Source organism: Streptomyces sp. NPDC001137, assembly GCF_040298885.1.
Lineage (GTDB): Bacteria > Actinomycetota > Actinomycetes > Streptomycetales > Streptomycetaceae > Streptomyces.
This window is the reverse complement of sequence record NZ_JBEPBA010000005.1, coordinates 449,011-472,594: the sequence shown is the minus strand read 5'-3', so window position 1 is coordinate 472,594 and position 23,584 is coordinate 449,011. Positions and strand designations below refer to the sequence as shown.

24 protein-coding genes, 1 pseudogene and 1 riboswitch are annotated in these 23,584 nt (G+C 69.7%); of the genes and pseudogenes, 12 read left to right on the top strand and 13 right to left on the bottom strand.

The window, feature by feature from the left end:
• Positions 1 to 30 precede the first annotated feature (30 nt).
• The 3 genes from ABT254_RS13355 (at position 31) to ABT254_RS13345 (ending at position 2,536) form a co-directional block, all read left to right on the top strand.
• Entirely contained in the window at positions 31 to 345 is a 315-nt protein-coding gene (locus ABT254_RS13355) for a hypothetical protein (RefSeq protein ID WP_351467978.1), read from the top strand.
• 91 nt (positions 346 to 436) lie between these two features.
• The gene (locus ABT254_RS13350) at positions 437 to 685 is read left to right on the top strand and encodes a hypothetical protein (RefSeq protein WP_351467975.1); all 249 of its coding nucleotides are present in this window, start codon (positions 437 to 439) and stop codon (positions 683 to 685) included.
• 304 nt (positions 686 to 989) lie between these two features.
• Positions 990 to 1,168: riboswitch (M-box (ykoK) riboswitch) on the bottom strand.
• A 270-nt stretch (positions 1,169 to 1,438) separates the two neighbouring features.
• Positions 1,439 to 2,536: a magnesium and cobalt transport protein CorA gene (locus ABT254_RS13345; RefSeq protein ID WP_351467972.1), complete on the top strand. Its 1,098-nt coding sequence runs from the start codon at positions 1,439 to 1,441 to the stop codon at positions 2,534 to 2,536.
• A gap of 16 nt (positions 2,537 to 2,552) precedes the next feature.
• Here the strand turns inward: ABT254_RS13345 and ABT254_RS13340 are convergent, their stop codons facing one another.
• The gene (locus ABT254_RS13340) at positions 2,553 to 3,341 is read right to left on the bottom strand and encodes an aquaporin (protein WP_351467970.1); all 789 of its coding nucleotides are present in this window, start codon (positions 3,339 to 3,341) and stop codon (positions 2,553 to 2,555) included.
• A complete protein-coding gene (locus tag ABT254_RS13335) occupies positions 3,338 to 3,646 on the bottom strand; it encodes an ArsR/SmtB family transcription factor (RefSeq protein ID WP_351467967.1) in 309 nt (102 codons plus the stop codon). The genes ABT254_RS13340 and ABT254_RS13335 overlap by 4 nt, the downstream gene beginning before the upstream one ends.
• Before the next feature lie 91 nt (positions 3,647 to 3,737).
• Between ABT254_RS13335 and ABT254_RS13330 the strand changes: the two genes are divergently transcribed.
• The 3 genes and pseudogenes from ABT254_RS13330 to ABT254_RS13320 all read left to right on the top strand — a co-directional run bounded on the left by ABT254_RS13330 (position 3,738) and on the right by ABT254_RS13320 (position 5,114).
• On the top strand, positions 3,738 to 4,151 hold the full coding sequence (locus ABT254_RS13330) for an arsenate reductase ArsC (RefSeq protein ID WP_351467964.1): 414 nt from the start codon (positions 3,738 to 3,740) through the stop codon (positions 4,149 to 4,151).
• Positions 4,148 to 4,318, top strand: a pseudogene (locus ABT254_RS13325) (FAD-dependent oxidoreductase); the annotation flags it as partial. The gene ABT254_RS13330 and the pseudogene ABT254_RS13325, both read left to right, overlap by 4 nt.
• A 382-nt stretch (positions 4,319 to 4,700) precedes the next feature.
• On the top strand, positions 4,701 to 5,114 hold the full coding sequence (locus ABT254_RS13320) for a hypothetical protein (RefSeq protein ID WP_351467961.1): 414 nt from the start codon (positions 4,701 to 4,703) through the stop codon (positions 5,112 to 5,114).
• A gap of 633 nt (positions 5,115 to 5,747) precedes the next feature.
• Here the strand turns inward: ABT254_RS13320 and ABT254_RS13315 are convergent.
• Positions 5,748 to 8,324, bottom strand: coding sequence for an ATP/GTP-binding protein (locus ABT254_RS13315; RefSeq protein ID WP_351467959.1), 2,577 nt, complete (start codon positions 8,322 to 8,324; stop codon positions 5,748 to 5,750).
• Positions 8,325 to 9,125: 801 nt separating this feature from the next.
• Here ABT254_RS13315 and ABT254_RS13310 point away from each other — a divergent pair.
• The 3 genes from ABT254_RS13310 (at position 9,126) to ABT254_RS13300 (ending at position 11,916) form a co-directional block, all read left to right on the top strand.
• On the top strand, positions 9,126 to 10,463 hold the full coding sequence (locus ABT254_RS13310; RefSeq protein WP_351467957.1) for an AbeC-like domain-containing protein: 1,338 nt from the start codon (positions 9,126 to 9,128) through the stop codon (positions 10,461 to 10,463).
• Entirely contained in the window at positions 10,463 to 10,858 is a 396-nt protein-coding gene (locus ABT254_RS13305) for a hypothetical protein (RefSeq protein WP_351467954.1), read from the top strand. Before ABT254_RS13310 ends, ABT254_RS13305 begins: the two co-directional genes overlap by 1 nt.
• 782 nt (positions 10,859 to 11,640) lie before the next feature.
• Positions 11,641 to 11,916 carry a hypothetical protein gene (locus ABT254_RS13300; protein WP_351467952.1) on the top strand — a complete coding sequence of 92 codons (276 nt, stop codon included), beginning with the start codon at positions 11,641 to 11,643 and terminating at the stop codon, positions 11,914 to 11,916.
• 300 nt (positions 11,917 to 12,216) lie between these two features.
• Here the strand turns inward: ABT254_RS13300 and ABT254_RS13295 are convergent, their stop codons facing one another.
• From ABT254_RS13295 to ABT254_RS13280, 4 genes are all read right to left on the bottom strand, one after another.
• Positions 12,217 to 13,095, bottom strand: coding sequence for a DUF8832 domain-containing protein (locus tag ABT254_RS13295; protein ID WP_351467949.1), 879 nt, complete (start codon positions 13,093 to 13,095; stop codon positions 12,217 to 12,219).
• Between the two features lie 130 nt (positions 13,096 to 13,225).
• Complete coding sequence (locus tag ABT254_RS13290) at positions 13,226 to 13,672, bottom strand: hypothetical protein (RefSeq protein WP_351467946.1); 447 nt, start codon at positions 13,670 to 13,672, stop codon at positions 13,226 to 13,228.
• 196 nt (positions 13,673 to 13,868) lie between these two features.
• Positions 13,869 to 16,064, bottom strand: coding sequence for a catalase/peroxidase HPI (gene katG / locus ABT254_RS13285; RefSeq protein WP_351467943.1), 2,196 nt, complete (start codon positions 16,062 to 16,064; stop codon positions 13,869 to 13,871).
• 24 nt (positions 16,065 to 16,088) lie between these two features.
• A complete protein-coding gene (locus tag ABT254_RS13280) occupies positions 16,089 to 16,526 on the bottom strand; it encodes a Fur family transcriptional regulator (protein ID WP_351467940.1) in 438 nt (145 codons plus the stop codon).
• 196 nt (positions 16,527 to 16,722) lie between these two features.
• Between ABT254_RS13280 and ABT254_RS13275 the strand changes: the two genes are divergently transcribed.
• Complete coding sequence (locus tag ABT254_RS13275; RefSeq protein WP_351467937.1) at positions 16,723 to 17,133, top strand: hypothetical protein; 411 nt, start codon at positions 16,723 to 16,725, stop codon at positions 17,131 to 17,133.
• Positions 17,134 to 17,152: 19 nt separating this feature from the next.
• Here ABT254_RS13275 and ABT254_RS13270 read toward each other — a convergent pair whose 3' ends face one another.
• The 6 genes from ABT254_RS13270 to ABT254_RS13245 form a co-directional block, all read right to left on the bottom strand.
• Entirely contained in the window at positions 17,153 to 17,836 is a 684-nt protein-coding gene (locus ABT254_RS13270; RefSeq protein WP_351467934.1) for a cupredoxin domain-containing protein, read from the bottom strand.
• The gene (locus ABT254_RS13265) at positions 17,824 to 18,339 is read right to left on the bottom strand and encodes a hypothetical protein (RefSeq protein WP_351467931.1); all 516 of its coding nucleotides are present in this window, start codon (positions 18,337 to 18,339) and stop codon (positions 17,824 to 17,826) included. The genes ABT254_RS13270 and ABT254_RS13265 overlap by 13 nt, the downstream gene beginning before the upstream one ends.
• A gap of 120 nt (positions 18,340 to 18,459) precedes the next feature.
• Positions 18,460 to 19,473 carry a cupredoxin domain-containing protein gene (locus ABT254_RS13260; protein WP_351467928.1) on the bottom strand — a complete coding sequence of 338 codons (1,014 nt, stop codon included), beginning with the start codon at positions 19,471 to 19,473 and terminating at the stop codon, positions 18,460 to 18,462.
• 61 nt (positions 19,474 to 19,534) lie between these two features.
• Positions 19,535 to 20,869 carry a copper resistance CopC/CopD family protein gene (locus tag ABT254_RS13255; protein ID WP_351467925.1) on the bottom strand — a complete coding sequence of 445 codons (1,335 nt, stop codon included), beginning with the start codon at positions 20,867 to 20,869 and terminating at the stop codon, positions 19,535 to 19,537.
• Complete coding sequence (locus ABT254_RS13250) at positions 20,866 to 21,480, bottom strand: hypothetical protein (protein ID WP_351467922.1); 615 nt, start codon at positions 21,478 to 21,480, stop codon at positions 20,866 to 20,868. The genes ABT254_RS13255 and ABT254_RS13250 overlap by 4 nt, the downstream gene beginning before the upstream one ends.
• 242 nt (positions 21,481 to 21,722) lie before the next feature.
• Positions 21,723 to 22,373, bottom strand: coding sequence for a helix-turn-helix transcriptional regulator (locus ABT254_RS13245; protein WP_351467919.1), 651 nt, complete (start codon positions 22,371 to 22,373; stop codon positions 21,723 to 21,725).
• Between the two features lie 186 nt (positions 22,374 to 22,559).
• Between ABT254_RS13245 and ABT254_RS13240 the strand changes: the two genes are divergently transcribed.
• On the top strand, positions 22,560 to 23,096 hold the full coding sequence (locus tag ABT254_RS13240; protein WP_351467916.1) for a DUF2231 domain-containing protein: 537 nt from the start codon (positions 22,560 to 22,562) through the stop codon (positions 23,094 to 23,096).
• Positions 23,097 to 23,131: 35 nt separating this feature from the next.
• Entirely contained in the window at positions 23,132 to 23,554 is a 423-nt protein-coding gene (locus ABT254_RS13235; protein ID WP_351467913.1) for a hypothetical protein, read from the top strand.
• Positions 23,555 to 23,584 lie beyond the last annotated feature (30 nt).

Here is a 23,584-nt window from a genome sequence, read left to right as displayed (position 1 = left end):
AGGTCGGCCAGGTCGGCCGGGGCGCAGCTGGTGCAACCCCTGGCGCGAGGCGCGCAGTTGGACCTGGGCGGGCCCGTCGGTGGCGTGCTCGGCGAAGGGGGCGACGGACTGCCAGTCCAGCACCCGCTCCGGGGTCGGGCGAACCTGCCAGCGGCGCGGGCCGAGACGGCGCAGCAGGGTGGGAAGGCTGACGTCCACGCCGACCAGCACGACGCGGTCGGCCAGCGGGGCCAGGTACAGGTCGGCGGCGCGGGTGACCTGCACTCCGTCGACGTCGACGAGCTGGTGGTCGAGCACGTCGCGGGCGAGCAGCACCTCACCCGGGCGGCGCCCGTATTCGCGTAGGTCCAGGCGAGCGGTGCGGAGCGCGATCCGCCCGGCGTGGACCTTCTCGACCGTGTCGGCGGGCAGGAAGGCGTGACGCCGGCCGACCCGGATGACCAGGCCGGTCACCGGCGGATACGGCTCGGCGCCGTACAGCCGGGCGACGACGTCGACGACCCGGCCGACTTCCTCCCCGGCCTGGTTGGTGACCGGGCCGCCGATCAGCCCGGCCAGCGAGACCAGGGAGGCTCGTACGGCCTTGGAGGCGGTGGCCCGGCGTTCCAGCTGGACGCGGCGGCCGCGCAGGCGGGCGGTGGTGGACATGAGCAGAGTGTTGGTGGCCAAGGTGAACACCCCCTAGCCCCGACGAGTCGGCGGGGCACAAGGCGGCAGCGGGCAGCGCCATCAGCCCTGACCAGGGAAAATCCGCGCACGACACTGCATTTGGGCAGGCGTGACGGGCGGCCGGCGACGGTGCCGGACGACTGGAATGGTCAGGGAGCGATCGGCTGCCTCGTGCCGCGGCTGGACGGCAAGAACGACGGCAACGCGGAATGGGGCCGACTATGGCCCGGACTACTGTCCATCTCTCGCCTCCCTCCGGCCGGGACACCCATGGGTGTCACCACGACTCGGCAAGGAGCGGACCAGGACGCGATGCTCCTGGTACACCCCAACTCGTCAGAGCTTTGGCACTCCACGGCGTAATCTCGCCCTCTTGGGCGGGAAGCCACTTGGCCTCACCCCTTAGGCCGGGGAGAGGTGTCCTGAACCTGGGCGTCTCTCGACGTCGTCGGGTCAGTGGCCTGTGTCCGTGAAGACGCCTCACCGAACGAGGTGCCTCAAACAACGCAGAGCATACGCCCGCCGCCGTCCCCGCCACCAACCCGCACTTACCGTCGCGGCCCGCTGCGACGCCCGCCCGACCAGCCGTCGCGGCCCGCGCAGTCGGCGGAGCCGCCGTCGTCACACCGGACTCATACCGAGCTCACACCGGGGATGCGGCGCTCTCCGGCCCGTCAGCCCATGGAATAAGCGCCGCCCACGGGTACCGGCTCTGACCTGTTCCATCCGGCTGGCACACTGGCCGGACCAGGGGAAAGGAGAGTCCCGCATGTCGATGGTCGGCAACCTGCGCAAAGTGGCCCGCCTCACGCGGCGCAACCGCCGCCGCGTGGACCTCAGCCACCCGGCCCGCTCCCCGCTCGGATCCTCGGTCGTCAACTGCGTCATCTACCGCGCGGGCGTCCGCCAGGACACCGCCCCCACGGTCGAGAAATCCGTTGCCCGGGTCCGTAGGCACCGTGACGGCTTCGTCTGGCTGGGCCTGCACGAGCCCAGCGATACGGAGTTCGCGCGGGTCGCCGAGCTGTTCGACCTGCATCCGCTCGCCGTCGAGGACGCGGTACAGGCCCACCAGCGGCCCAAGCTGGAGCGTTACGACGACGTCCTGTTCGCGGTCTTCAAGACGGTCACCTACGTCGAGCACGAGCAGCTCACCGCCACCAGCGAGGTCGTCGACACCGGCGAGATCATGGTCTTCACCGGCCCCGACTTCGTCGTCACCGTCCGGCACGGCCGCCACGGCTCCCTCGGCCCCTTGCGCGAGGACCTGGAAGCCGAGCCGCAACAGCTGGCCAAGGGCCCCTCCGCGGTGCTGCACGCCATCGCCGACCACGTCGTCGACGACTACGTGAGCGTCGCCGACGCCGTCCAGAACGACATCGACGCGGTCGAGACGGAGGTCTTCTCCCCGCAGGGCGCGAAGACGGCGGACGCCGGCCGCATCTACCAGCTCAAGCGCGAACTCCTGGAACTCAAGCGGGCCGTGGTCCCGCTCGGCCGCCCCCTGGACGCGCTCGTCACCACTCCGCCCCGCACCATCGACCCCGCGATACGCGCCTACTTCCGCGACGTCGCCGACCACCTCGCCCGCGTCACCGAGCAGATCACCGGCTTCGACGCCCTGCTCGACTCCATCCTCCAGGCCCACCTCGCCCAGGTCGCCGTCGCCCAGAACGACGACGCGCGCAAGATCACCGCCTGGGCGGCGATCATCGCCGTACCCACCATGGTGTGCGGCGTCTACGGCATGAACTTCGACCACATGCCCGAACTGCGCTGGACCTTCGGCTACCCGCTCGTCCTCTCCGTCATCGCCACCGCCTGCTTTCTCCTCCACCGAGGCTTCAAGCGCAACGGCTGGCTGTAAGCCACAGCTTCGGGCATCAAACCTCGGAGTCGGCCGCACGCCCCGGCATGAAGATGAGGGCCACCAGGGCCAGTCCGACCACCCCGCCGACGAGTTGCATGCCGATGAAGCCCAGCAGGGAGCCGGGGGCGATGCCCGCGAAGGTGTCGGTGAACGCGCGGCCGATCGTCACCGCCGGGTTGGCGAAGGACGTGGACGAGGTGAACCAGTAGGCGGCGCCGATGTAGGAGGCGACCGCGACAGGCGCGAAGCGCAGTTGGTTCGCCCGGGCCAGGCCGAAGATCAGCAGGATCAGGCCGGCCGTCGCGACGACCTCGCCGAGGAGCAGATGGCCCGCCGAGCGGTCATGCGTGGACCACTTAACCAGCGGCTCGCCGAACATCGCGTCCGCCAGGATCGCGCCCGCGATGGCTCCCACGATCTGCGCGGGCACGTAGACGGCCACCTGGCGCGGCGTGACACCGGCGCCGCCGCGGCGCATGGTCCACCACTCGGCCAGCGTGACCACGGGGTTGAAGTGGGCGCCGGAGACCGGGCCGAGCAGGAGGATGAGGATGCCGAGGCCGAAGACGGTGGCCGTGGAGTTGGCCAGCAGCTGCAGGCCGACGTCCTTGGTCAGTTCGGTGGCCTGGATGCCGGAGCCGACCACGACGGCCACCAGCAGGGCGGTGCCTATGAGCTCGGCGGCGGCACGGGCGACCAGCGGGGTGCGTGCCGGGGTGGCACCCGGCGCGGGAGCCGCGGACTCAGACGCAGGCGCGGCAGGGTGGGACTCCGCGGCGGTGGTGGCTTCGGCGGCGGTCATGGGCAGACCCTCTTGTTCTCTGCGGCGGCGCGAGCGGATTCGGCCAGGTCGGCGAACTGACCGGCGAGTTGGGCGATGACGTCGGGCTTGAGCCGGTAGTAGGTGTAGCGGCCGCATGGTTCCGTCTCGACGACCCCGGCCTCGCGCAGCACCTTCAGGTGGTTGGAGAGGTTGGTCTGCCGGGCACCGGTCTCCTCCACGAGGTGGGTGGTGCACAGCGTCTCTTTGGCGAGGAGGGTCACGATCTGGAGCCTGAGCGGGTCGGCCAGAACCCGGATCAGATCAGTGTCGACTGACGTCATCATGGGCTGATACTGTCACATCAGTGGTGACTGATACCACCAGGTGCTGATGTCATTCACGCCTGATGTCTTCGTGAGACAAGAGAGACCTCTGATGTCCGCCAAGCCCTCCGTGCTGTTCGTCTGTGTCCACAACGCCGGCCGTTCGCAGATGGCCGCCGCGTGGCTGACCCACCTGGCCGGGGACCGCGTCGAGGTCCGCTCCGCCGGCTCCAACCCGGGCGCCAACGTCAACCCGGCCGCCGTCGAGGCCATGGCCGAGGTCGGCATCGACATCTCCGCCGAGGTGCCGAAGATGCTCACCGTCGACGCGGTCAAGGAGTCGGACGTCTGCATCACCATGGGCTGCGGCGACACCTGCCCCGTCTTCCCCGGCAAGCGCTACCTGGACTGGCAGCTGGAGGACCCGGCGGGCCAGGGCGTCGAGGCCGTCCGCCCGATCCGGGACGAGATCAAGGTGCTGGTCGATGGCCTGATCAAGGAGATCGCGCCGGAGCCCCAGGCATGAGCACCGCGGGGGACGTACGCAGCGTCATCGTCATCGGCTCCGGTCCCGCCGGCTACACCGCCGCCCTCTACACCGCCCGCGCCTCGCTGAAGCCGCTGGTCTTCGAGGGCGCGGTCACGGCCGGCGGCGCGCTGGTGCAGACGACCGAGGTGGAGAACTTCCCCGGCTGCGTTTGCCCTGATGGGCGGAGCCGGAGGACACGAGATTCGAACTCGTGAGGGGTTGCCCCCAACACGCTTTCCAAGTCTTCGTCCGGGGGTTCGGTGGGGGACGGGGGTGTTCTGACCTGGGGCGGAGTGGGTGGTCGCGGCGCTCTTGGACGGCGCCGGACGGGGGTGAATGAGACCAGAACTGAGACCAAGGTGCCTGGTGTTCATCCTGGTCAGGCGCCGCGTTCGAGTCCCCGCGACGTGCCGATCAGGAGCTGGTGTCGCCGGGCCGGCTGCGTGGTCTCTCGGAGCCTGTGTATGCGGATTGTCCCCTCGGAGTGTTAGTGGTGCCCGGTAGGTTGCTGCGGCACGCCACCACGAACGGGGAGACATCTCGATCATGTACGACGCCGAATTAATGGCCGTGGCCACCGGTGCGGCCGGCACGCTCGTCGCGGCCATAGCCACGTCGGGCGCTGAGAAGATGCGCTTGAAAGTCGCGCACTTCTTCCGCAGGGCCGCTCCGGATCAACAGAGAGCGGCTGCCCAAGCAGTGGATGACACCGCCGCACAGCTCACCTCGCCCTCTTCAGACGCTCAGGCGCTGGCAGCGACCGCCTGGGCACAGCTCATCGCCCAATACCTTGCCGAGCACCGCGAGGCTATGAGCGAGGTGGACGAACTCGCGGTGCCCACCCCGCCGACCTCGAAGATCTGGAACCAGCACAACACGGGCTCTGGAACGTTCATCGGTGGTGACGTCCACGGTGGGATGACGTTCAACTACGGCGGGGCGTCAGATGGCGGACGTTGAGCACCGGGAGCAGCACAACCATGGCTCCGGCACGTTTGTGGGCGGCGACGTCCACGGTGGCCTCTGGCAGGTCTTTCTCCCGCCCTACGGGAAGAAGACGTCCGGCAAACCGGCGCCGACGAAGCGCCGGCCCGAGCAGGAGGGCGAGGAGGAGGATGACTACGAGGACCGCCTGGAATCTCTGTTTGGGTCTGCATGGATTGCTGCTTCAGCCGGTCTGGCGGTCGTCTATGCGGTCATGGGGTGGCCTTGGACCGACCATGAACCGACTCCGGGTATCGCTGCACGCATTGGCGTAGGGCTCGTCGCCTTCTATATTTGCCTGGCTGCGGCCGCCGCCTTCTTCGCCCGCCTCTCTCAGGTATTCGAGGTCTGGTCGGAGCAATGCGCCATCACGGCTGCACAAAGCCGAGGTCGGTTGGTTGCCAGGCCCCCTGCATCAATGTCCAGGGCCATGGCTGGTATGACGGCAGCGGCAGCTGTTACAGCCGAACTCCTTGCGTCTCTGTACGGCTGGTCCTCTTATGGGGGCGAAGTATCGCAACGTGCGCGTCTGGCCCGTCTTAACGCGGCTGCCAACGCGAATTCTGCTCGCGCCGCAGCGAGGAGGCCCAATGCCAAGCCACGAGCTCGTTAGTGGGCCGTTCCGAGGTGATTGCGACGTGTCGCAACAAGATTGCGCCAGCGCCGGCGGGTCTGTCGTTCTCCGTCGATCCACCGTGCTCGTACGGTGTTCGGGGGGAGCGGGAGGTCGCCCATGAAGTGCGCGATCTCGACGTAGTAGGCGTAGTAGCCGTTTTGTGTGAGCTCGCGCAAGCGGGCAATGCCAGCCGCGAGGTTGTCCTGGGCATCCAGGACTGCGTGGTGGAAGCACAGGGCCAGTTGCAGTTTGGCTGTGGCGTAGGAGATGCCGGAGACGCCGATTTCTGCGAGCTGGACGGCCGCCCGGTCAGGAAGGTCTGGGGCGAATCCTGCATCGCGCACGAGTGTGGCGATGCGAGCCGTCATCTCGTTCGAGCGCAGGCTGAGGGGCGACAGTAGCCGGTCCGCGAGGTCGAGTTCGTCGTCGGCTCGAAGCGGGTCGACGAAGGATACGGCGAAGGCGAGATGTGCCTGGGCCACGGCGGTCTCGCCGACCACACCGTGTTCTTCGGCGTCGCTCCGGGCCGCCAGATAGGCGGCTGCCGCCCGCTCCATGTCTCCCTGCACCCACCACACGTCCCCAAGCACCCGATGGTGCCGTCCAGCCCAGCCCAGACTTCCGGCAGCCTCCACCGTCGCAGGGAAATCTCCGGACACTCGGCTCAGATGCGCCAGGCCCCGTCGAGCGGCGGAAGCGAGCCGACCGCCGGCGGATGCGACACGCTGCATGCCTTGGCGAGAATCGTGGGTCAGTCCGAGGTCTCGCTGGGCCTTCGCCTGGTAATACGCGGGCAGTTCGAGCAGGCCATCAGGGAGCAACCCCGATGCAAGGACGGCGGCGAGCCGACTGACGGTGCGTTCACGGTGTTCATGCTGGCGCCGGGCGATGGCACTGAGCGTTTCCACCAGGGCATCCGCAGCAGTCCGCACGCTCCTCGCCGACGCGGTATCGGCGGCGGGGAGCACCAGCGGTTCCCAGATCGAGTCCCCTACGTACTGGAATGCCGCATCGGCGAGCCAGCCGAGATCGAGATCGAAGTCCCGTGCGAGGAGCAGCCCTTGCTGGAGGCACCCGACCAGGAAGGCGCGATCCCGTCGCAGGTTCTGGCGCCACTGCGCTTCCAGAGCGTGGAAGGCGCGTTGGGCCGCACGCTGCCAGTCCTGCTCCGACCAGCGGTCGTCACTGCCGTCGTCCGCATGGCGAATCGCGGCGCGGATCAGGTCGTGGACATGGAAGGGCCACACCCCGGAGGGGGACTCCCTGATGAAGGGGCGCTGGGTCAGCCGTAGAGCAGGCGCGTCGTGCTGCATGCCGGCGGCCTGGGTGGCCAGGGGCACGGAGAACGAGCTGAGCAGGCTGACCGAGCGAAGTACATGGCGTTCCTCGGACGTCAGGTCTCTGAGGGTCCGGGCGATCAGGACCGGGAAGTCGTGCTCGAAGTCCGCGACCTGTGGCTGACTGCCGATGCGCCGAAGCTCCAGGTAGCGCATGACCGACAGGTCCAGGTACAGCGGCAGACCGTGGGAGCGCTCGGCGATGATCCGGCGGATCGGTTCGTCGATGACTGGCTGCCCGTCGCGGTTGAGCCTGCGGGCCAGGTACTCCTCGCAGTCTTCAGGGGAGAAGTCGCCGATCAGGATCTGGCGGCCGGATGCGCCCGACCCGGCGTGTGCTGTTTCGGGGACGAGGCCGGGCCAGGCGTTTGGCCCGGTCCAGTCGAGTTGCCCTTCGAGGCTCGTCTCCGCCCACTGAAGGCGGTTGCGTCCGGTGACGACGAAGAACGCGTTGGGCATCAGCCACACAATGCGCTGGAGCAGGCGCTCGAAGTCACGGTTGGTGCGGTCGCCGGTGTCCTCGAAGGTGTCCAGCAGGATCACGGGTAGTGCGCTCTTGGCGGCCGGGATTTGGGCCAGGTCCCAGGCGAGAAGGTGCGGGTAGAAGCTGAGGGCGTCCAGGTCGGGCTCGGCTTCCAGGAGATCGGCCAGACGGGAGCAGCCGGCGAGGGCGCGTACGGACTGGTGCCGTTCGCGTAACGCCTTAATGAGCGCTCCGGCCCCGTGACCGAGTGCGTTCCCGACGGTGCCGGGCAGGAGCAGGGCCTGGGCGACGTCGCTGAGGGCGGACTCCATTTGCTGTGGCAGGGCGGCCGCGGCGCTGAAGCGGCTCAGCAGCCCGCCCCGGCGCAGGTAGTCCTCGATCGGTTCGCCCGGGTGGTTGTGCTCCCAGTAGCGGCGCAGAGCGAGGTCGAAGGCGGGCATCGGCCGGCCGAGCGTGGCGACGGCGAGGCGGATGGTGAGGATGACGCGCTCGAAGTTCATACCCGCGGCGCGCGCGAGGTCGATGCGGACCGGCAGCGTCCGCTCCTCGGGGTGGGACGACGATTCCCATTGCACGGGCCGGTGCTTGCTGTTGGCGAGCGACGCCTCGATCTTGCGGGAGAGCGTGGACTTACCGATCCCGCCCACCCCGTGGAACACGAGGACGTTGCGGCGGGGAGCCTCCAGGTCCTCCACATCGAAGTCCGCACGGATCATGTGCCGTACGTGCTCGGTGAGGCCGGTCGTCACTGCTTGCCACTGTGCCTGCCGGTTCGTGAACGCCTCATTGGCGGCGATGCTCCGGTCGTTCGAGCTGAACAGCGTTCGAAGATCCCGCCCTGCCACTGCTCCCCCTGACGATCAACTGGAGCCAATCTATGCTCCCTTGAGGGCAGGCTGACAAGCGCGCATTCAGGCATGGTAGGCAAGCCGCGGCGTCTGGAACACCGTAGTTGAGCACTGGAACCTCATCAGCAGCCCCCTTCTGAGGGAGCGGATTTCGGTCAATCCCTGCTCTCTACTTGCAGGTTGAGCGCATTGTCGCGTTTGCGACCTGGTGGTTCTCCAACTTCACCGTGATGATGCCCGCCGGATCTGCGAACGGGGGCGGCATGGCGTTGGGGTGGGGGCTGCGGGCCCAGGGGCGGGCGGGAGGGGGGGGTCGAGGGGCCGGCGGTGCCGATTCAGGTCGACCCCACGAACTCTGGTGCGGACCGTGCCAGTGAGGTGGACCCAACCTCTTCCGAGGTGACCAGGTTGCTGTGCCAAGCCGTCTACGCGCGTTCTGACCGAGTGGGAGAGGTCAAGGCGTGGTGGCGCAAGTTCCGGGGCAAGGGCAAGAAGCCGAACAAGCCTCGACGCAGCACTCGCAGACGCATCTACCTGGAGGGCAGTGACGACTGCCCGCCGCTGGGTGAGCCTGTGGCGCAGTGGGCAGTGGATCACGTGCTGCACGGGCCGCCGCTGCCTGTCCCGTCATACGGATTCGACCTCATACCAGTGATGGCACACAGTCTGCGTGCCCGGCGACGTCGGTGGGCACGACGGTCGATGGTGCTGTTCCTGGCTGCCCTCGTGATGTACGCGGCGCCGCGGGCGGCCGTCGTCTGGGTTGTGGTCGTCCTAGTGGCTCTCTTGATGCGGTGGGCTGCGTACCGGGCGATACGCAAGGGAAGAAAGTCGCGGCTGGCCAGTTCGCCCCGGGGGGCGTATCTCGTGCTGTGCATTCCATGGGTGCTCGCGGTTGTCCCGTACGAGCCGGTCGGTGGCGAGGTCGTCGCCCTGCGGATCGGGCTTCTCGTATTGCCGTTCGCGCTGCTGGTCGGGGCCGCGTTGGTGTGTGTTGGTGACCGCCTCGCGGCGCGGGCGGCGCTGGCCCGGCTCGTCCGGGATGGCGTGTCGTCTGATCGGCTGCCCTGGGCCGCTCCGAAGGGCGCACGCCGGATGGCGCGCCTGGGCAACGAACAGGCGAGGCGGGAGCTGCCCTACGACGAGCCCGAAAACTTCGTGGGCGCCGGGCGTGACGTGTGGGGATCTGCCGACATCGACATCCCTTTGAAGCCGAAGGACCCGGAGGTCTCGGTCAAGTCGTTCGGAGAGGCAGACCTGTTGCGGCGGATGGGCGCGGCGCTGCGGGAGCTGGGGCGCGGGGCCCGGGAGATCACTGATCCGCTGCCCGGGTTCTCCGTCACGGAGGTGAAGGGGTTGCCGTCGGCGCTCTGGCTGCGGCGCACCCGCGCGGCGAAGCTGGAGCTGCCGGACCTGAGAGGCCGGGGACGCAAGTCGCCGTCCAGCGTGCCGGACCGGTTGTATCTGCGGGCGCAGTGCGTCAGCTGGGACGGGCAGGTCGTGGTCAGCGTGTTCGTGCACGCTGCTCTGGAGGCGGGCGAACTACGCCTCACCGTGCGGCCTCACGTGATGACTCCTCTGTACAACGAGCTGCGGGTGACCGACACGCCCCTCGCCAAGCGCGGCACACGGCTCCTCGGCTGGGTCGTAACGCAGTCGCTCCTGGACGCTGCTGCGGGCCCCCTCGCGCTGTGGTTATTCGTTACGCGGCTTGGGCGCGGCGAGCAAGCCGAGGACGGCCGCGCTGAGGAGAAGGATCCGGTCAGCCTGCGAGATCGATACTCCACTGAAGAAGTTACCGACATGCACCAGAGCGACGACGCCAAACGGCACGTCGTGCTGATGCAGACCTGCATCTTCCGGACCGTCGCCGAGTACCTCGACGAACTGGGCGTGGACACCGACCCGTACGAGCGTCAGGTGGCCGCGGTCATCACCAACATCCAGGTGTACGGCGACAACAACGCGCCCATCCAGAACGTCGCGGGCAGCGACATCCGCGGCGTCGGCCAGAGCAACGGCAACCAGGGAGGCAAGTGATGATGGTGGGACGGCGTCGCCCCGAACCGGAGCAGGGACACGGCTCGGGCATCAGCATCGGTGGCAACAACAACGCCCCGAATCAGAACGTCGTGGGGCAGAGCATCTCGCACGTATATCAGTCCGCGTCTGCCCAGGTCGCAGTCGACACGGAGGCTGTACGAGATCTCCTCGCCTCGTTCCGCGCCGATGTGGAGCGCAACGAGGCGGGCCTGGCCAACGCGGCGGTCCTGCGTGCCATGGCGGACACCGTCGACACCTCGCTGGCTGCACCCGACGCACAGGCCGGCGTACTTCGAGGGATCGCCCAGGCACTTCCCGCCCTGGTGGCGGGAACCGTGGTTCAGCATGGCGGTAATGCCCTCGCCAACGCCATTGCGGGATGGCTGAGCTGAGGCGTTGAACCATGCGGGAGGCACGACGGATACGGGATCAGCCGATCCGGGTGCCGACTGCGGCCGATCCAGATCGCGGGCTCGGGTTGGCACAGGACCAGGTGGGCGGAGCCCATGTCGGCGGTCATCCTGCCAGCCCATCGTCCTCGACCGTGAGTGACAGACGCACAACGGGCAGCCCACCGCGGGCGACCGATGGGGTTTCGACTCAGCTGAGCCGAAATGCTCGGTCGCTCGGCGAGGTGTCAATTGCCGCTTCCGGATATCACCCGGACGTAGCTCCTCATTTCAAGAACCGATGTTCTGCGAACGCCCCCTTTGACGAACGTGCTGGTCACCTCGATCCGCGCCTCCGAGTAAGGGGAGCCCACAGGTGAGAGGACAGTGATGACGACTTCGTTCTCAAGGTCGCTCAGCCGCACAAGTTGGAAACATCTTCTCTCCCTCACTCATGACCTCAGCCCACCAGGAATTGAGCGGCAGTTGACCGGCCGTGATCGTCGAACACTCGCCGCAACCGCCCGGTGCTCGGCTGAATGCCGGGCTTGCCCAGGCCGTACGAGGTCAACCCGTGGGCGATCTGACGGAGGATCAGTGTGCGGTGCCGGAAGGCCATGCGGTTGTCCGGGGCGCTTCTTCAGGGGATCCGGGACGCTTCCTCAGGTGATCACGAACCCCGGCGCGTCATAACAGCCATATCGCCATTCTTCATACTATCGTCTGGTAACTGTACGAAGTCGATCCCTCACGGATCGCACCCACCTCACTCCATCGGAGATGTCATGCGCAAGCTTCGCAAGGCTGTCGTCCTGGCCGTCGCCCTTGGTGGCGTCGGACTCCTGAACGCCGGCACCGCCACTGCCGACGGGGGCGACGGGCACGGCGGCAACGTCCTGCAGAGCGCCCACTGCAGGTCGCACGACCTGAATGTCGACGTCCTCGGCCAGGTCGGCGTCCTCAACGGCGCCCTGGGCAACGCGCTGAACGGCGAGGGCAACGCGGGTGGGCAGAACTCTCACATCGGCTCGTCCATGGGTTGCAACGACAGAGCCTTCTAGGTCGTGTCCTAGACCGGGCAGGCGGGTGCGGACCAGGGGCGAGACCAACCGGTGGAGCACGGGCTGTGGCAGACGGTCCGTGGGTTGGTCCGCTGATGGAAGCACACCGGTGTCTGGCGGGCGGTACTGACCGGGCCCGCAAACCAGTCAGGGGCCTGATCCACGACAGTGGATCAGGCCCCTGATCTGGTGTTTCTGTGGCGGGGTTGGGGCCGCCTGCGTCGTGAGGACCGTTGGGCGAGGCGCTCGTTCCTGGGCCGGGCCGTCCCTCCAGCAGGGGGACGGCCCGGCCTTCGGCGGTCAGTTCACGTGGAGGGTGAGCGCTGCGGTGTGCAGCTTGCCGTCGGTCTGGAACTGGAGGAAGAGCCGCCAGTTTCCGGACTGGGTGAACTCGGCGTGGAAGGTGAGCGCGGGCCCGCCGTGGTCGCCGTCCGCCCTGGTCTCCGGGTGGAGGTGGGCGAAGGAGAGGTCGCCCTGGTGGAAGGCGGTGAGGTGGGCGTAGGTGTCCAGGTAGGGCTGGAGGTCGGTGACCGGCTCGCCGTTCTTGGTGACGGTGGCGGTCAGCCGGCGGGCCGTGCCGGCCTTCAGATCGCCCTTCACCGCGATCGTGTAGCCGTCGACTGTGGTGGTGCCGGACGCCCTGGGCAGCGACGTGGTCATCGGCATGCCGGACACCTTCACGGTGCGGCTGAGGACGAGGTCCTTGCCCTTGCCGGAGCCGGTGGCCGGCGTGAACGAGGTGTAGAGCCGCCAGGTGCCCGGCCTCAGCGCGGCGAGTGGCGCGGTCCAGGTGCCGTTCTTCGCCATGGCCGGGTGCAGGTGCTGGAAGCCGGTGAGGTCGTTGCGGATGGCGTAGAAGTGCATCCGCTTGGTCTGGTCGACGGTGAAGCCGGTGACCGGCTTGCCGTCCGGGCCGGTGACGGTGAAGCGGTAGTCGGCCGACCGGCCGGCGGGGAGGCCGGTGGTGGGGGAGGTCATGCGGTAGCCGTCCCGGGCAGCGGCCAGGCCGTTGCCGGTGGCGGCGGTGTCCATCCCGGGCATCGACTCCATGGCGTCGGCCGGTGCGGAGGAGGACGGCGCGTTGCCGTGGTTCATGCCGGGCATGGACGAGCCGTGGCCGGAGTCCGAGCCGCAGGCGGCCAGACCCAGGGCGAGTACCGAGGTGGTGGCAGCCGTCATGAGAAGGCGGCGGGACGTTCGAGAGCGCTGGGACATGAAGGGTCTTTCCAGGTGGGCGCCGCGATGTGGCGCGAGTGACGAACGGGACCTGTGCCGGACGGCGGCGGTGAGCCGGTGTCCGGGGGTCTCGTCACGTCTGTGCGACGCACGCCTGGAGGAGTAGTGCGCGTCCGCCCGTGGGTGGTCCCCTGCGCCGGGTGCCCATGTACGCCCGCGGGGCCCGTGGCAAGAGGGCGGCAGCCGGGAGAATCAGGGCGGCCACGGCGAGCGGCGGCAGCGGGATCGCCGAGCGGGGCGGGGTGGCCAGGCACAGCGCGCCTCGCATGGTCTCGTCGGCGCGCGTGGTCGCCTTGTCGCCCGCGGTCCTGGAGTGGTCGGCCGAGTGCGCCGCCATCGTGTCCGGGGCCGTTTGCGTCACCCCCGTGTTCGCCATGCCCCCGTGGCAGCCGCCGCCGGCCGCGGCCGGGCCGCCGTGCATGAGGAACAGCCCGAGCAGCACCGCGACCAGCACGGCCGGCCGCACCACTCTGCGGTGGCGGGCCCCGGCCGTGCTCGGGGCGGGCTGCGTGGCAATCACGGGTTCACCTTACGCAGGCGCGCGCACTGCGCCGTCATGCGGCGGGGCGGGCACGGCGCAAGCGGTGACGTATTGGCGTAAAAGGGTCAGTGCTGGCCGAAAAGGCGACGTCCGGGCCGCCCCTCGCGGGACGGCCCGGACGTCAGTGGCCTGCTCGGTGACCGGGCTCAGTGACCGAGCCCGGTCACCGTGCGGATCAGGCGATGTCGAAGCGGTCCGCGTTCGACACCTTGACCCACGCCGCGACGAAGTCGTTCACGAACTTCTCCTTCGCGTCGTCGGCCGCGTAGACCTCGGCGAGCGCACGCAGCTCGGAGTTCGAGCCGAAGACCAGGTCGGCACGGGTACCGGTCCACTTGACCTCGCCGGTCGCGTCGTCACGGCACTCGAAGACCGTCTGGTCCTCGGAGACCGGCGTCCACGTGTGGCCCAGGTCGAGCAGGTTGACGAAGAAGTCGTTCGTCAGCTTGCCCGGGGTGTCCGTGAAGACGCCGTGCGCGGTCTGCTGGTAGTTGGCGCCGAGGACGCGCAGACCGCCGACGAGGACGGTCAGCTCGGGGGCGCTCAGGCCCAGCAGGTTGGCCTTGTCGAGCAGCAGGTACTCGGCCGGCAGGCGGTTGCCCTTGCCCAGGTAGTTGCGGAAGCCGTCGGCGGTGGGCTCCAGCGCGGCGAAGGACTCCGCGTCGGTGTGCTCCTCCGTGGCGTCCACACGGCCCGGGGTGAAGGGCACCTCGATGTCGTGACCGGCGTCCTTGGCGGCCTTCTCCACGGCGGCGGCACCACCGAGGACGATCAGGTCGGCCAGGGAGACCTTCTTTGCGCCGGAGTTCGCGTTGAACTCCGCCTGGACGCCCTCGAGGACACGCAGCACCTGAGCCAGCTGGTCGGGCTCGTTGACCTCCCAGCCGGCCTGCGGCTGCAGCCGGATACGGGCGCCGTTGGCACCGCCGCGCTTGTCGCTGTTGCGGTACGTCGAGGCCGACGCCCACGCGGTGGACACCAGCTGCGAGACCGACAGCCCCGAGTCGAGCAGCTTGGCCTTGAGCGCCGCGACGTCGGCGGCGTCGATGGGCTCGCCCTCCGCCTCCGGCAGCGGGTCCTGCCACAGCAGGGTCTCCTCCGGGACCTCCGGGCCGAGGTACAGCGACTTCGGGCCCATGTCACGGTGGGTCAGCTTGTACCAGGCGCGCGCGAAGGCGTCCGCGAACTGGTCGGGGTTCTCGTAGAAGCGACGCGAGATCTGCTCGTAGACCGGGTCGAAGCGCAGCGACAGGTCGGTGGTGAGCATCGTCGGGAGCTTCTTCTTCGACGCGTCGTGGGCGTCGGGGATGATCGCCTCGGCGTCCTTGGCGACCCACTGCTTCGCGCCGGCCGGGCTCTCGGTGAGCTCGTACTCGTACTCGAAGAGGTTCTTGAAGAACCCGTTGCTCCACCGGGTCGGCGTGGCGGTCCAGGTGACCTCCAGGCCGGAGGTGATCGCGTCGCCGCCCTTGCCGGTGCCGTAGGTGCTCTTCCAGCCGAGGCCCTGGTCCTCGATCGGGGCGGCCTCGGGGTCGGCGCCGACGTGGTCGGCCGGGCCCGCGCCGTGGGTCTTGCCGAAGGTGTGGCCACCGGCGATGAGGGCGACGGTCTCCTCGTCGTCCATCGCCATGCGGCGGAAGGTCTCGCGGATGTCGCGGGCCGCGGCGATCGGGTCCGGGTTGCCGTTCGGGCCCTCCGGGTTGACGTAGATCAGACCCATCTGGACCGCGCCGAGCGGGCTCTCCAGCTCACGGTCGCCGGTGTAGCGCTGGTCGTCGAGCCAGACCTTCTCGGGGCCCCAGTAGACGTCCTCCTCCGACTCCCATACGTCCTCACGGCCACCGCCGAAGCCGAAGGTCTTGAAGCCCATGGACTCCAGCGCCACGTTGCCCGCGAGGATCATGAGGTCGGCCCAGGACAAGCTCTTGCCGTACTTCTTCTTCACCGGCCACAGCAGCCGGCGGGCCTTGTCCAGGTTGCCGTTGTCCGGCCAGCTGTTCAGCGGGGCGAAGCGCTGCTGACCGGCGCCCGCGCCGCCGCGGCCGTCGCTGATGCGGTAGGTGCCCGCGCTGTGCCAGGCCATACGGATCATGAAGGGGCCGTAGTGCCCGAAGTCGGCCGGCCACCAGTCCTTGGAGTCCGTCAGGATCTCGGCGATGTCCTGCTTCACGGCCGGCAGGTCGAGGCTCTTGAACGCCTCGGCGTAGTCGAACTCCTCACCGAGGGGGTTCGCCACGGCAGGGTTCTTGGCAAGGATCTTCAGGTTGAGCCGCTCCGGCCACCACTGGCGGTTGCCGCCGCCCTGGGTCGGGTGCAGAGCGCGATCGTGCGCCACCGGGCACTTCGCTTCAGCGGCGTTGTTCTCAGACATGGGAATCCTTCCGGAGTTTGGTGCTCAGGCCGTGCGAGCGGTGGAACAGTCGGGGCACAGGCCCCAGTAGATGACCTCGGCCTCGTCGATCGCGAAGCCACGGTCGTCCGAAGCGGTGAGACAGGGGGCATGACCGACCGCGCAGTCGACGTCCAGGACGGCACCGCACGAGCGGCACACCAGGTGGTGGTGGTTGTCCCCGACCCTGCCCTCGAACCGGGCCGGGCTGCCCGGCGGCTCGATGCGACGTACGAGTCCGGCCGTGGTCAGCGCGTGCAGCGCCTCGTACACGGCTTGCAGGGATATGTGGCCCACGCGGTCCCGCACACCCGAGGCGATCGCCTCGACGCCGAGGTGGTCACCCTCGCGGACGGTCTCGAGCAGCGCGACGCGGGCGGCCGTCACCCGCAGGCCGGCACCGCGCAGCTCCTCGGCGGTGGTCGGAGTCTGGGGTGAAGTCATGCGACCCAAGCTACCCGCACAAACACGAATGATTCAAGAAAACGAACGAGACAGGTTTGGTGGCCGGTCGATGACGTCCCGGGGAATCCCCGCAGATCAAGGGCCGGCAAGGGATTCGCACCACTGTTCACGCCTACGGGTGAATCAGTGAATGGATGTCCGGCCTGCGCCGGTTCGCTGCGCTGTGCTGGAGCGCGTGGGTGTCTTCGTTCTGTGTGCGTGGCTGCTGACCGCGGGGCTCGGCGGCTATCTGGCCTCGGTGTGGATCCGCCACGGCGGCCTGCGGCAGCGCACGCCGGGGGTGACGCGGCTGCCGCTGTGGCTCGTCGTGGGGCATGTCGTGCTGGCCGTCACCGGTCTGGTCTGCTGGACGGCCTACCTCGCGGGCGCGGTCCGGGGCACGGCCTGGGCGGCCTGTGCCGTGGTGCTGGTGGTCGCCGCGTTCGGGTTCATGATGCTGCTGCGCTGGTTGCCCAGCTCGGGACGGCACTCCCGGGGCGGACGGACCGCCGAGCGGCACTTTCCGCTGACGGCGGTCGTCGCCCACGGGACGAGCGCGGGCGCGACCGTGCTGCTGGTCGTGCTGGTGGTGCTGCGCCGGGCGTGAGGCCCGGCCCGATGCGAGGTCAGCTCGTACCCGGCCCCTCGTTCCGGGACGCGGCGGCGGCCGAGCGTGACCCGACCAGGAGCAGGCACAGGACGGCCACGCCCGCGACGACGCCGGTGAGGAGAAGGAGGGGGCTGAGGGGACGGCTGGCCGAGGCGGCCTCGTCCACGGCGGGCTGAGCCACCGCGGGGGCGGACGTTGCGGCCGTGGGGGAGGGGGACGGCGTCCTGGCGCTTCCGGGGGCGGCGGCCTCGGCGCTGTGGCCCTTGTGCATGGACGACGGCATCGCGCCGGCGGACCGGGTGGCGGGTGCGGCGGCCGTCGGGTGCTGGTGCTGATGGACGGTGGGCGCCGGCGCGGCGGCCGGTTCCACGACGAGCCGGGCCGTCATGCCCGGATGCACGGTGCAGAGGTAGCCGTAGGTCCCCGGCGTGGTGAACGTGTGGCTCCAGCTGCCGCCCTTGTTGAGCATCGGGGAGTGGACGGAGGCGGGGCCGGAGGTGGTCTCGACGTCATGCGGCGCCTGGTCCTGGTTGGTCCAGGTGACCGTGTCCCCGGCGGTGATGGTCAGGGTGCGGGGCGAGAAAGCGTAGCCGGACATGAGGACCTGGTGGCCGGCGGCCGCCTGCACCGCGGGGGCGGGCAGGACGAGCGCGGCACCCGCCAGGAAGAGGGCGCCGAGGAGGGCGGTCAGACGGGGCATGTGAACTCCGCGGCTACGAGCAGCCGGATGCGGTCTGCGGGACGGATGCGGGGCAGGGTGAGACCGGTCGCACGGCGCAGCGGGCGGTACGGCAGCCGGAGCGTGCCGAGGACCAGGAGCCGGTCGGCGGTGCGCTCGACGACACGGAAGCCGAAGAGGGCCGGGGCCGGATCACCGGCCAGGGCCAGTTCGCCGGGGACGTGCAGCCGGGTGGCCTCGTCCGTGGGAGTGAGGCTGGTACTGACGAAGGTGAGCACCCTGCCGCCCAGCGGCCGGCCGGCCACCTCCAGGCTCAGCACGCAGTCGTCGGAGTCGGGCGCCACGGTGAGGGTCGCGTCCAGGGCGGTGAGCCGGCGGCGCAGGGTGGTCAACGGGCCGAAGCGAGCGGTCAGTTCGACGATGCAGCGGTCCGGGGCGGCCCCGTAGGTGCCGGGGTCGGGCAGCCAGTCGGGGCCCGGGAGGGGCGGGGGCAGGACGGCGGTGGGACGGGTCTCGGTGGTCATCTCGGCACCTCGATGGGCGAGCGGAGTGAGGGGCGGGGAGAATGGAGCGAGCGGCGGGCCGGCCGACTGCGACTCGGCCGGCCCGCCGCGTCCTGCTGGGGGAAGCCAACAGGAGTTGGTTCAGCAGGAGTTGGTGACGTAGTTCTCGGTCGGCGCGAGCAGGTGCTCGGCCCAGACCGTGTGCATCTTCACGTAGGCGTCGGGGTTGAGGATGTCCGCGAGCTGCTGGCCCGGGGACTCCTCCAGATGCGCCTTGTTGATGTGCTGCAGGAGCACCCCGAGGGTGTCGTCGGCGACGCTCCCGGTGCCGTTCACCGCGGGGGTGAGGATCGACTCCAGCCAGACGGTGTGCATCTTGAGGTAGCTGTCCAGCTTGAGCGCGTCCTGGACCTGCTGGCCCGGGGACTGCTCCAGGTGGGCCTTGTTGATGTGCTGCAGGATCGGCAGCAGGACCTGCTGGACGCTGACGCAGTCACCGTCGCCCCCGCCGCCGGTACCGCCGGAGCTGCTGCCCCCACCGGTCGAACCGCCCGTGGAGCCGCCGGTCGAGCCACCCGTGGAGCCGCCGGTGGAACCGCCCGTGGAGCCGCCGGTGGATCCTCCGGTCGAGCCGCCGGTGCCGCCCCCGGTGGAGCCGCCCGAGCCGCCGCCGCTGTTCGCGACCACGGTGATCGACGCCGTCATGTCCGGGTGGACCGCGCAGTAGTACTCGTAGGTACCGGCCTTGGTGAAGGTGTACGACCAGCTGTCGCCCTTCTGCAGGGTCCCGGAGTCGAACTTGGCCGGGCCGCTGGTGGTGGTGACGGTGTGCGGGGCGGAGTCCTCGTTGACCCACTTCACGGTGTCGCCGACCTTCACCGTCAGCTTGGGCTGGGCGAACTTGTAGTTCTTGATCTCGATGGTGTAGTCGGCCGCCGCGGCCTTTCCGGACGAGTGGTCCATGTCCGACATCGACTTGGCCTCGGCCGCCGGGGCGGCGGTCTGCGGGGCCGCGGCCCCGGCGGACGCCTGGAGCAGGCCCAGACCGGCGACGGCGGCGAGACCGGCGCCGAGACCGGTGGCCAGCAGCACCCGGTTGCCCGCACGGGAACGCCCGTGGTGCGGCGCGGGTGCGGTGGTTTCCTCTGTGTGCATGGTGGTGCTTCTCCCTTGTGAGTTCCCTGGTGAGGGGAGAGGGGTGGGACAGGGGCGCGGGTCAGCGGCCGGGAGCGGACGTGACCAGCAGACTCGTCGCGGCGAGTACGACGAGGACGAGCCCCGTCTCGGCCGCGACCGAGTGGACGAAGGGCCGCACGGTGGCGCGGTCGCCGCGCAGCAGTACGGCGATGTCGAGCCGTGTCCGCACCCAGCCGCGGCTGCGTTGGGCGATCAGCAACACGGCGGCCAGTACGGCGAGTTTGACCAGCAGCAGCTGCCCGTAGCCGGTGTGGAACAGGGCGTCGAACGACCCGACGACCTGCCAGGTCAGGACCGCCCCCGCCGCCACGATCGCCGCGACCGACACCCCGGCGAGCGTGGAGTAGCCGGTCACGACGGCCGACAGCTCGTCGGGACGGCGCCGGGGCAGCACCCCGAGCAGCAGCACCGTCAGACCGCCGAGCCACAGCGAGACGCCGAGCAGATGGACCAGGTCGGCCACCGCGCCCCAACCGGGGTGCGTGCCCTCGGAGTTGTGGCCGGTCATGCTCGTCGTCCGCAGCAGTCCGAGGCCGACGGCGAGCGCGCCGACGCGCCAGCCGGGCGACCGTGCCGCCCGGTCCCCGCCCTGCAGCAGGGCGGCCAGCGCGATGGCGGCGAGCACCCACATCAGCACCCGGCAGGCGGCGACTGTGCCGACCTCCGTGTTCAACAGGTCCGTATAGGTGCCGGGCCGGAACACGTCGCCGAGCGTGCCCATCGTTCCGTACGCGCCCTGGAGCCCGGGCGCGAGCAGACTCGACGCGAGGCCGGCGGCCCAGGAGAGCGTGAGGACGCGGCGGGTACGGCGGTCCCACGCCCCCTGCGGCCAGAGCAGCGCGAGAAACGCGAGGCCGCCGACGAACAGGGCGAGCGAGAGATAGCCGGTCCAGCGGGCGGCGACCCAGGCGGTGTGCACCGCCTCGGACGGCTTAGGGATCGCCGCTGCCCGGGCCGAGCTGGCCGCCTTCGCGGTGAGACGGAAGGAGAGCGTCCCGGACGTGAGATGCCCGTCCTCCATGTCAAGAACCCGCCAGACCAGGGTCAGATCGTCCCGGTCCTTGCTCTGTTCCCGCGCCGAGATCTTCGGGACGGTGACCTCGACGGTGTCGTCGCCGTGGTCGCCACGGGACACGGTCAGCCGCTTGCCGGCCGCCTTGATGTGCACGTCGGCCGGTTCGACCGGTTCGCTGAAGGTGAGCCGCACGGTGGCGGGGGTGTGCGGGAGCCGGGCGCCGTCCTTCGGCGTGGAGGACTCCAGCTCCGTGTGGGCCGCGGCGGGAGGTGCCGCGAGCAGCAGGGCCGCGAGCGCGGTCAGGAGCAGGGTGAGCAGGGACGGGGCGCGGCGTCTCACGGGAGCACCTCCGGGACGACCGAGGGCGAGGCGGCGATACCGACGCACAGCGAGGAGAGGGGGCCGGTCGACGACGCAGGGGACGGGGAGGGCGAGGGACTCGGGGAGGCCGGGGTCAGGAGCCCGTCCAGCAGGCCGGTGACCGGAGTGGCCACGCCGTTCAACAGCGGCTGTACGAGACGGAGTTCACCCTCCTCGCAGTGGTCCGAGGGCGTGGGGGTCGGAGTGGGGGAGGGCGAGGGGCCGTTGGTATGTCCGCCGCCCGATCCGCCCGAACCGTGATCGTGGCCGTTTTCCCCGCCTGTGGGTGGCATGCCGCCCGGCGCGGGAATTCCGGAGTCGTTGCCGCCCGGCCAATAACCGCCCGCCGAACCGGAGCCGTAATTCCCGACGGCGGTGTCGGGAGGTCCGGTTGCGGAGCGGGCCGTGGGTTGGTGCGGTTGCGGAGAGGCCTCGGACGCCGGCGGGGACGCGGTGTCGACGGTCGCCGGAGCCTGGGCGCCGATGCCCGAGGCGTATCCGAGGACCACGACGACGGCCGCGACGAGCGCGCCCGCGACGATCTCGTCGCGATGGTCTGCTGGCCAGGATCCCCTGGCAAAGAAGGACATGGTCCCTCCTGACGCTGTGCGTGAACGGCGGTGACCAGGAGTGCACCGTTGTGACGATTCCCGTCCGCTACGCGTCAGTTAATCGGTCGTTTCGTTGCCTCATTTCCGGCCGGGGGGTCACTGTGAGAACGGACCTCCCCGCCCCAATGCACGCATTGCATTCCGGTGGTATTCCGTGGAGAAAACGAAGGGACCGTGAATTCGAACGCGCACGGCATTTCCCCGCCGACTCCTGCCGGTTCTTATCGCGCGGTGCGCAACTCGACGCAGCAGATACCGGGTTGCGGAGTCAGAACGGCAGTCGTCTCGGGGTGGCCGGACGCGGCGAGACAGCCGCGCAGGAAGGCCTGGTTCATGCCGCAGATCAGATCCGGCGCCTGGGCGGCGACCGGATGGAAGGGGCAGTTGTGCAGCACCGTGCGGCCCGCTCCCTCCTCGGCCGGCTCGAATCCGAGCGATTCCAGGGTGGCCATGATGTCGCCGGAACGGGCCTCGGCGCCCACGGCCTCGCCCCTTTCCGCGGCCACGCGCAAAGCCGCCTCCCGCGCGCTCTCCCCCTGCTTCTGCGCCGTCAGGGCCTCGGTCAGCAGCGAGGCCAGCAATTCGTGGCGGCGCGGGGGGAGACTCAGGGAGAGGGTGTGCGGAGTGGGCTCGTACACCTTCGGGGCGCGGCCGACCCGGCGCGGGCCGTGGCCGCCGTGCCGGGACTGCAGCAGGCCCGATGCCACCAGCTTGTCGAGGTGGAAGGCCGCCAGCTTGCGGGAGATCCCGACCGCCGCCGAGGCCTCCTCCCGGGTCACCGGCCGCCGGGCCCGCCGTACGAAGTCCAGCAGCCGGCGCCGTGACTCGTCGCCGAGGACGGCGAGCGCGGCGAATGGGTCTGAGCCGGTCACGAGGTAACCGTAACGCCGATGTGGCACCCGGCGGTGGTGTGTCCCTCGCTGGGGGCCGCCGCCCCAGACCTCCGCTTCGGCCCTGAACGACCTCGTCTCCAAACGCCGGACGGGCTGGTTTCTCTTGACCCTCGGCGAAATAAGACCAACACTTGTTGGTGAAATACCTCTCAGGCGAGGTGGCCCATGACGGTCGACGGTGAGCTACGTCAGGCGAAGCAGCCGGTCAGCGGTGCGCTGGCGGGTCCGTACGGGCATCCGTTCCATCCGATCCTGGTCACCGTGCCGATCGGAGCCTGGGTGTGCAGCCTGGTCTTCGACATCGCCTCCAAGATCGTCGACCGGCCGGGCTTCCTGGCCCACGGCTCGGCCTGGCTGATCGCGATCGGTGTGCTCGGCGCCCTGGCCGCGGCCGCCGTCGGCTTCCTCGACCTGTTCGCCATCCCCACCGGGACGCCGGCCTTCCGTACGGCGCTGGTGCACATGGCGCTGAATCTCACCGTGACCGCGGCATACGCGGCCGGTTTCGCCTGGCGTCAGGGCGACGGCTACGCGGGAGGGCAGAGTGTCGGCAACGGGCAGCTGGCACTCTCCGCCGTCGCCCTGGCCGCCCTCGGTGTCTCCGGATACCTGGGCGGCAAGCTGGCCTACCGCTACGGCGTCCGGGTGGCCGTCGAATCCGTGCAGGCGGAGGGCTACCGCAGGACCCGTACGACGCTCTGACCAGAACCACTGGGCTCGAGCCACTGGAGCCGGACATGGACCTCGCCGCTCTCGTCGCCTGGATCGTCACCGCCCTCGGCGGATTCGTCCTCCTGGCCCGCTGGATCTCCGGCGGCGGCCTGCGCCAGCAGCAGACCGGGACCACCCGCTTCCCGGCGCCGCTGGTCTTCGGGCACTTCCTGTTGGCGGCCGCCGGACTGGTGGTCTGGATCGTCTATCTCGCCGCCGACAAGGACGCCCTGGCCTGGACGTCCTTCGGCGTGCTCGTCGCGGTCGCCCTGCTCGGCTTCACCCTGCTCGCCCGCTGGATCCCCGTGTACCGAGCGGCCCCCGCCACCACCGGGGCGACGACACCCGCCGAACGGCACCTGCCCGTGCCGGTCGTCGCCGCCCACGGCCTGCTCGGCGCGACCACCCTGGTCCTGGTGCTGCTGGCGGCCTGCGGAGTCGGCAGCTGACCTCTCACGCCCTGATCTGCTTCCCGGAAG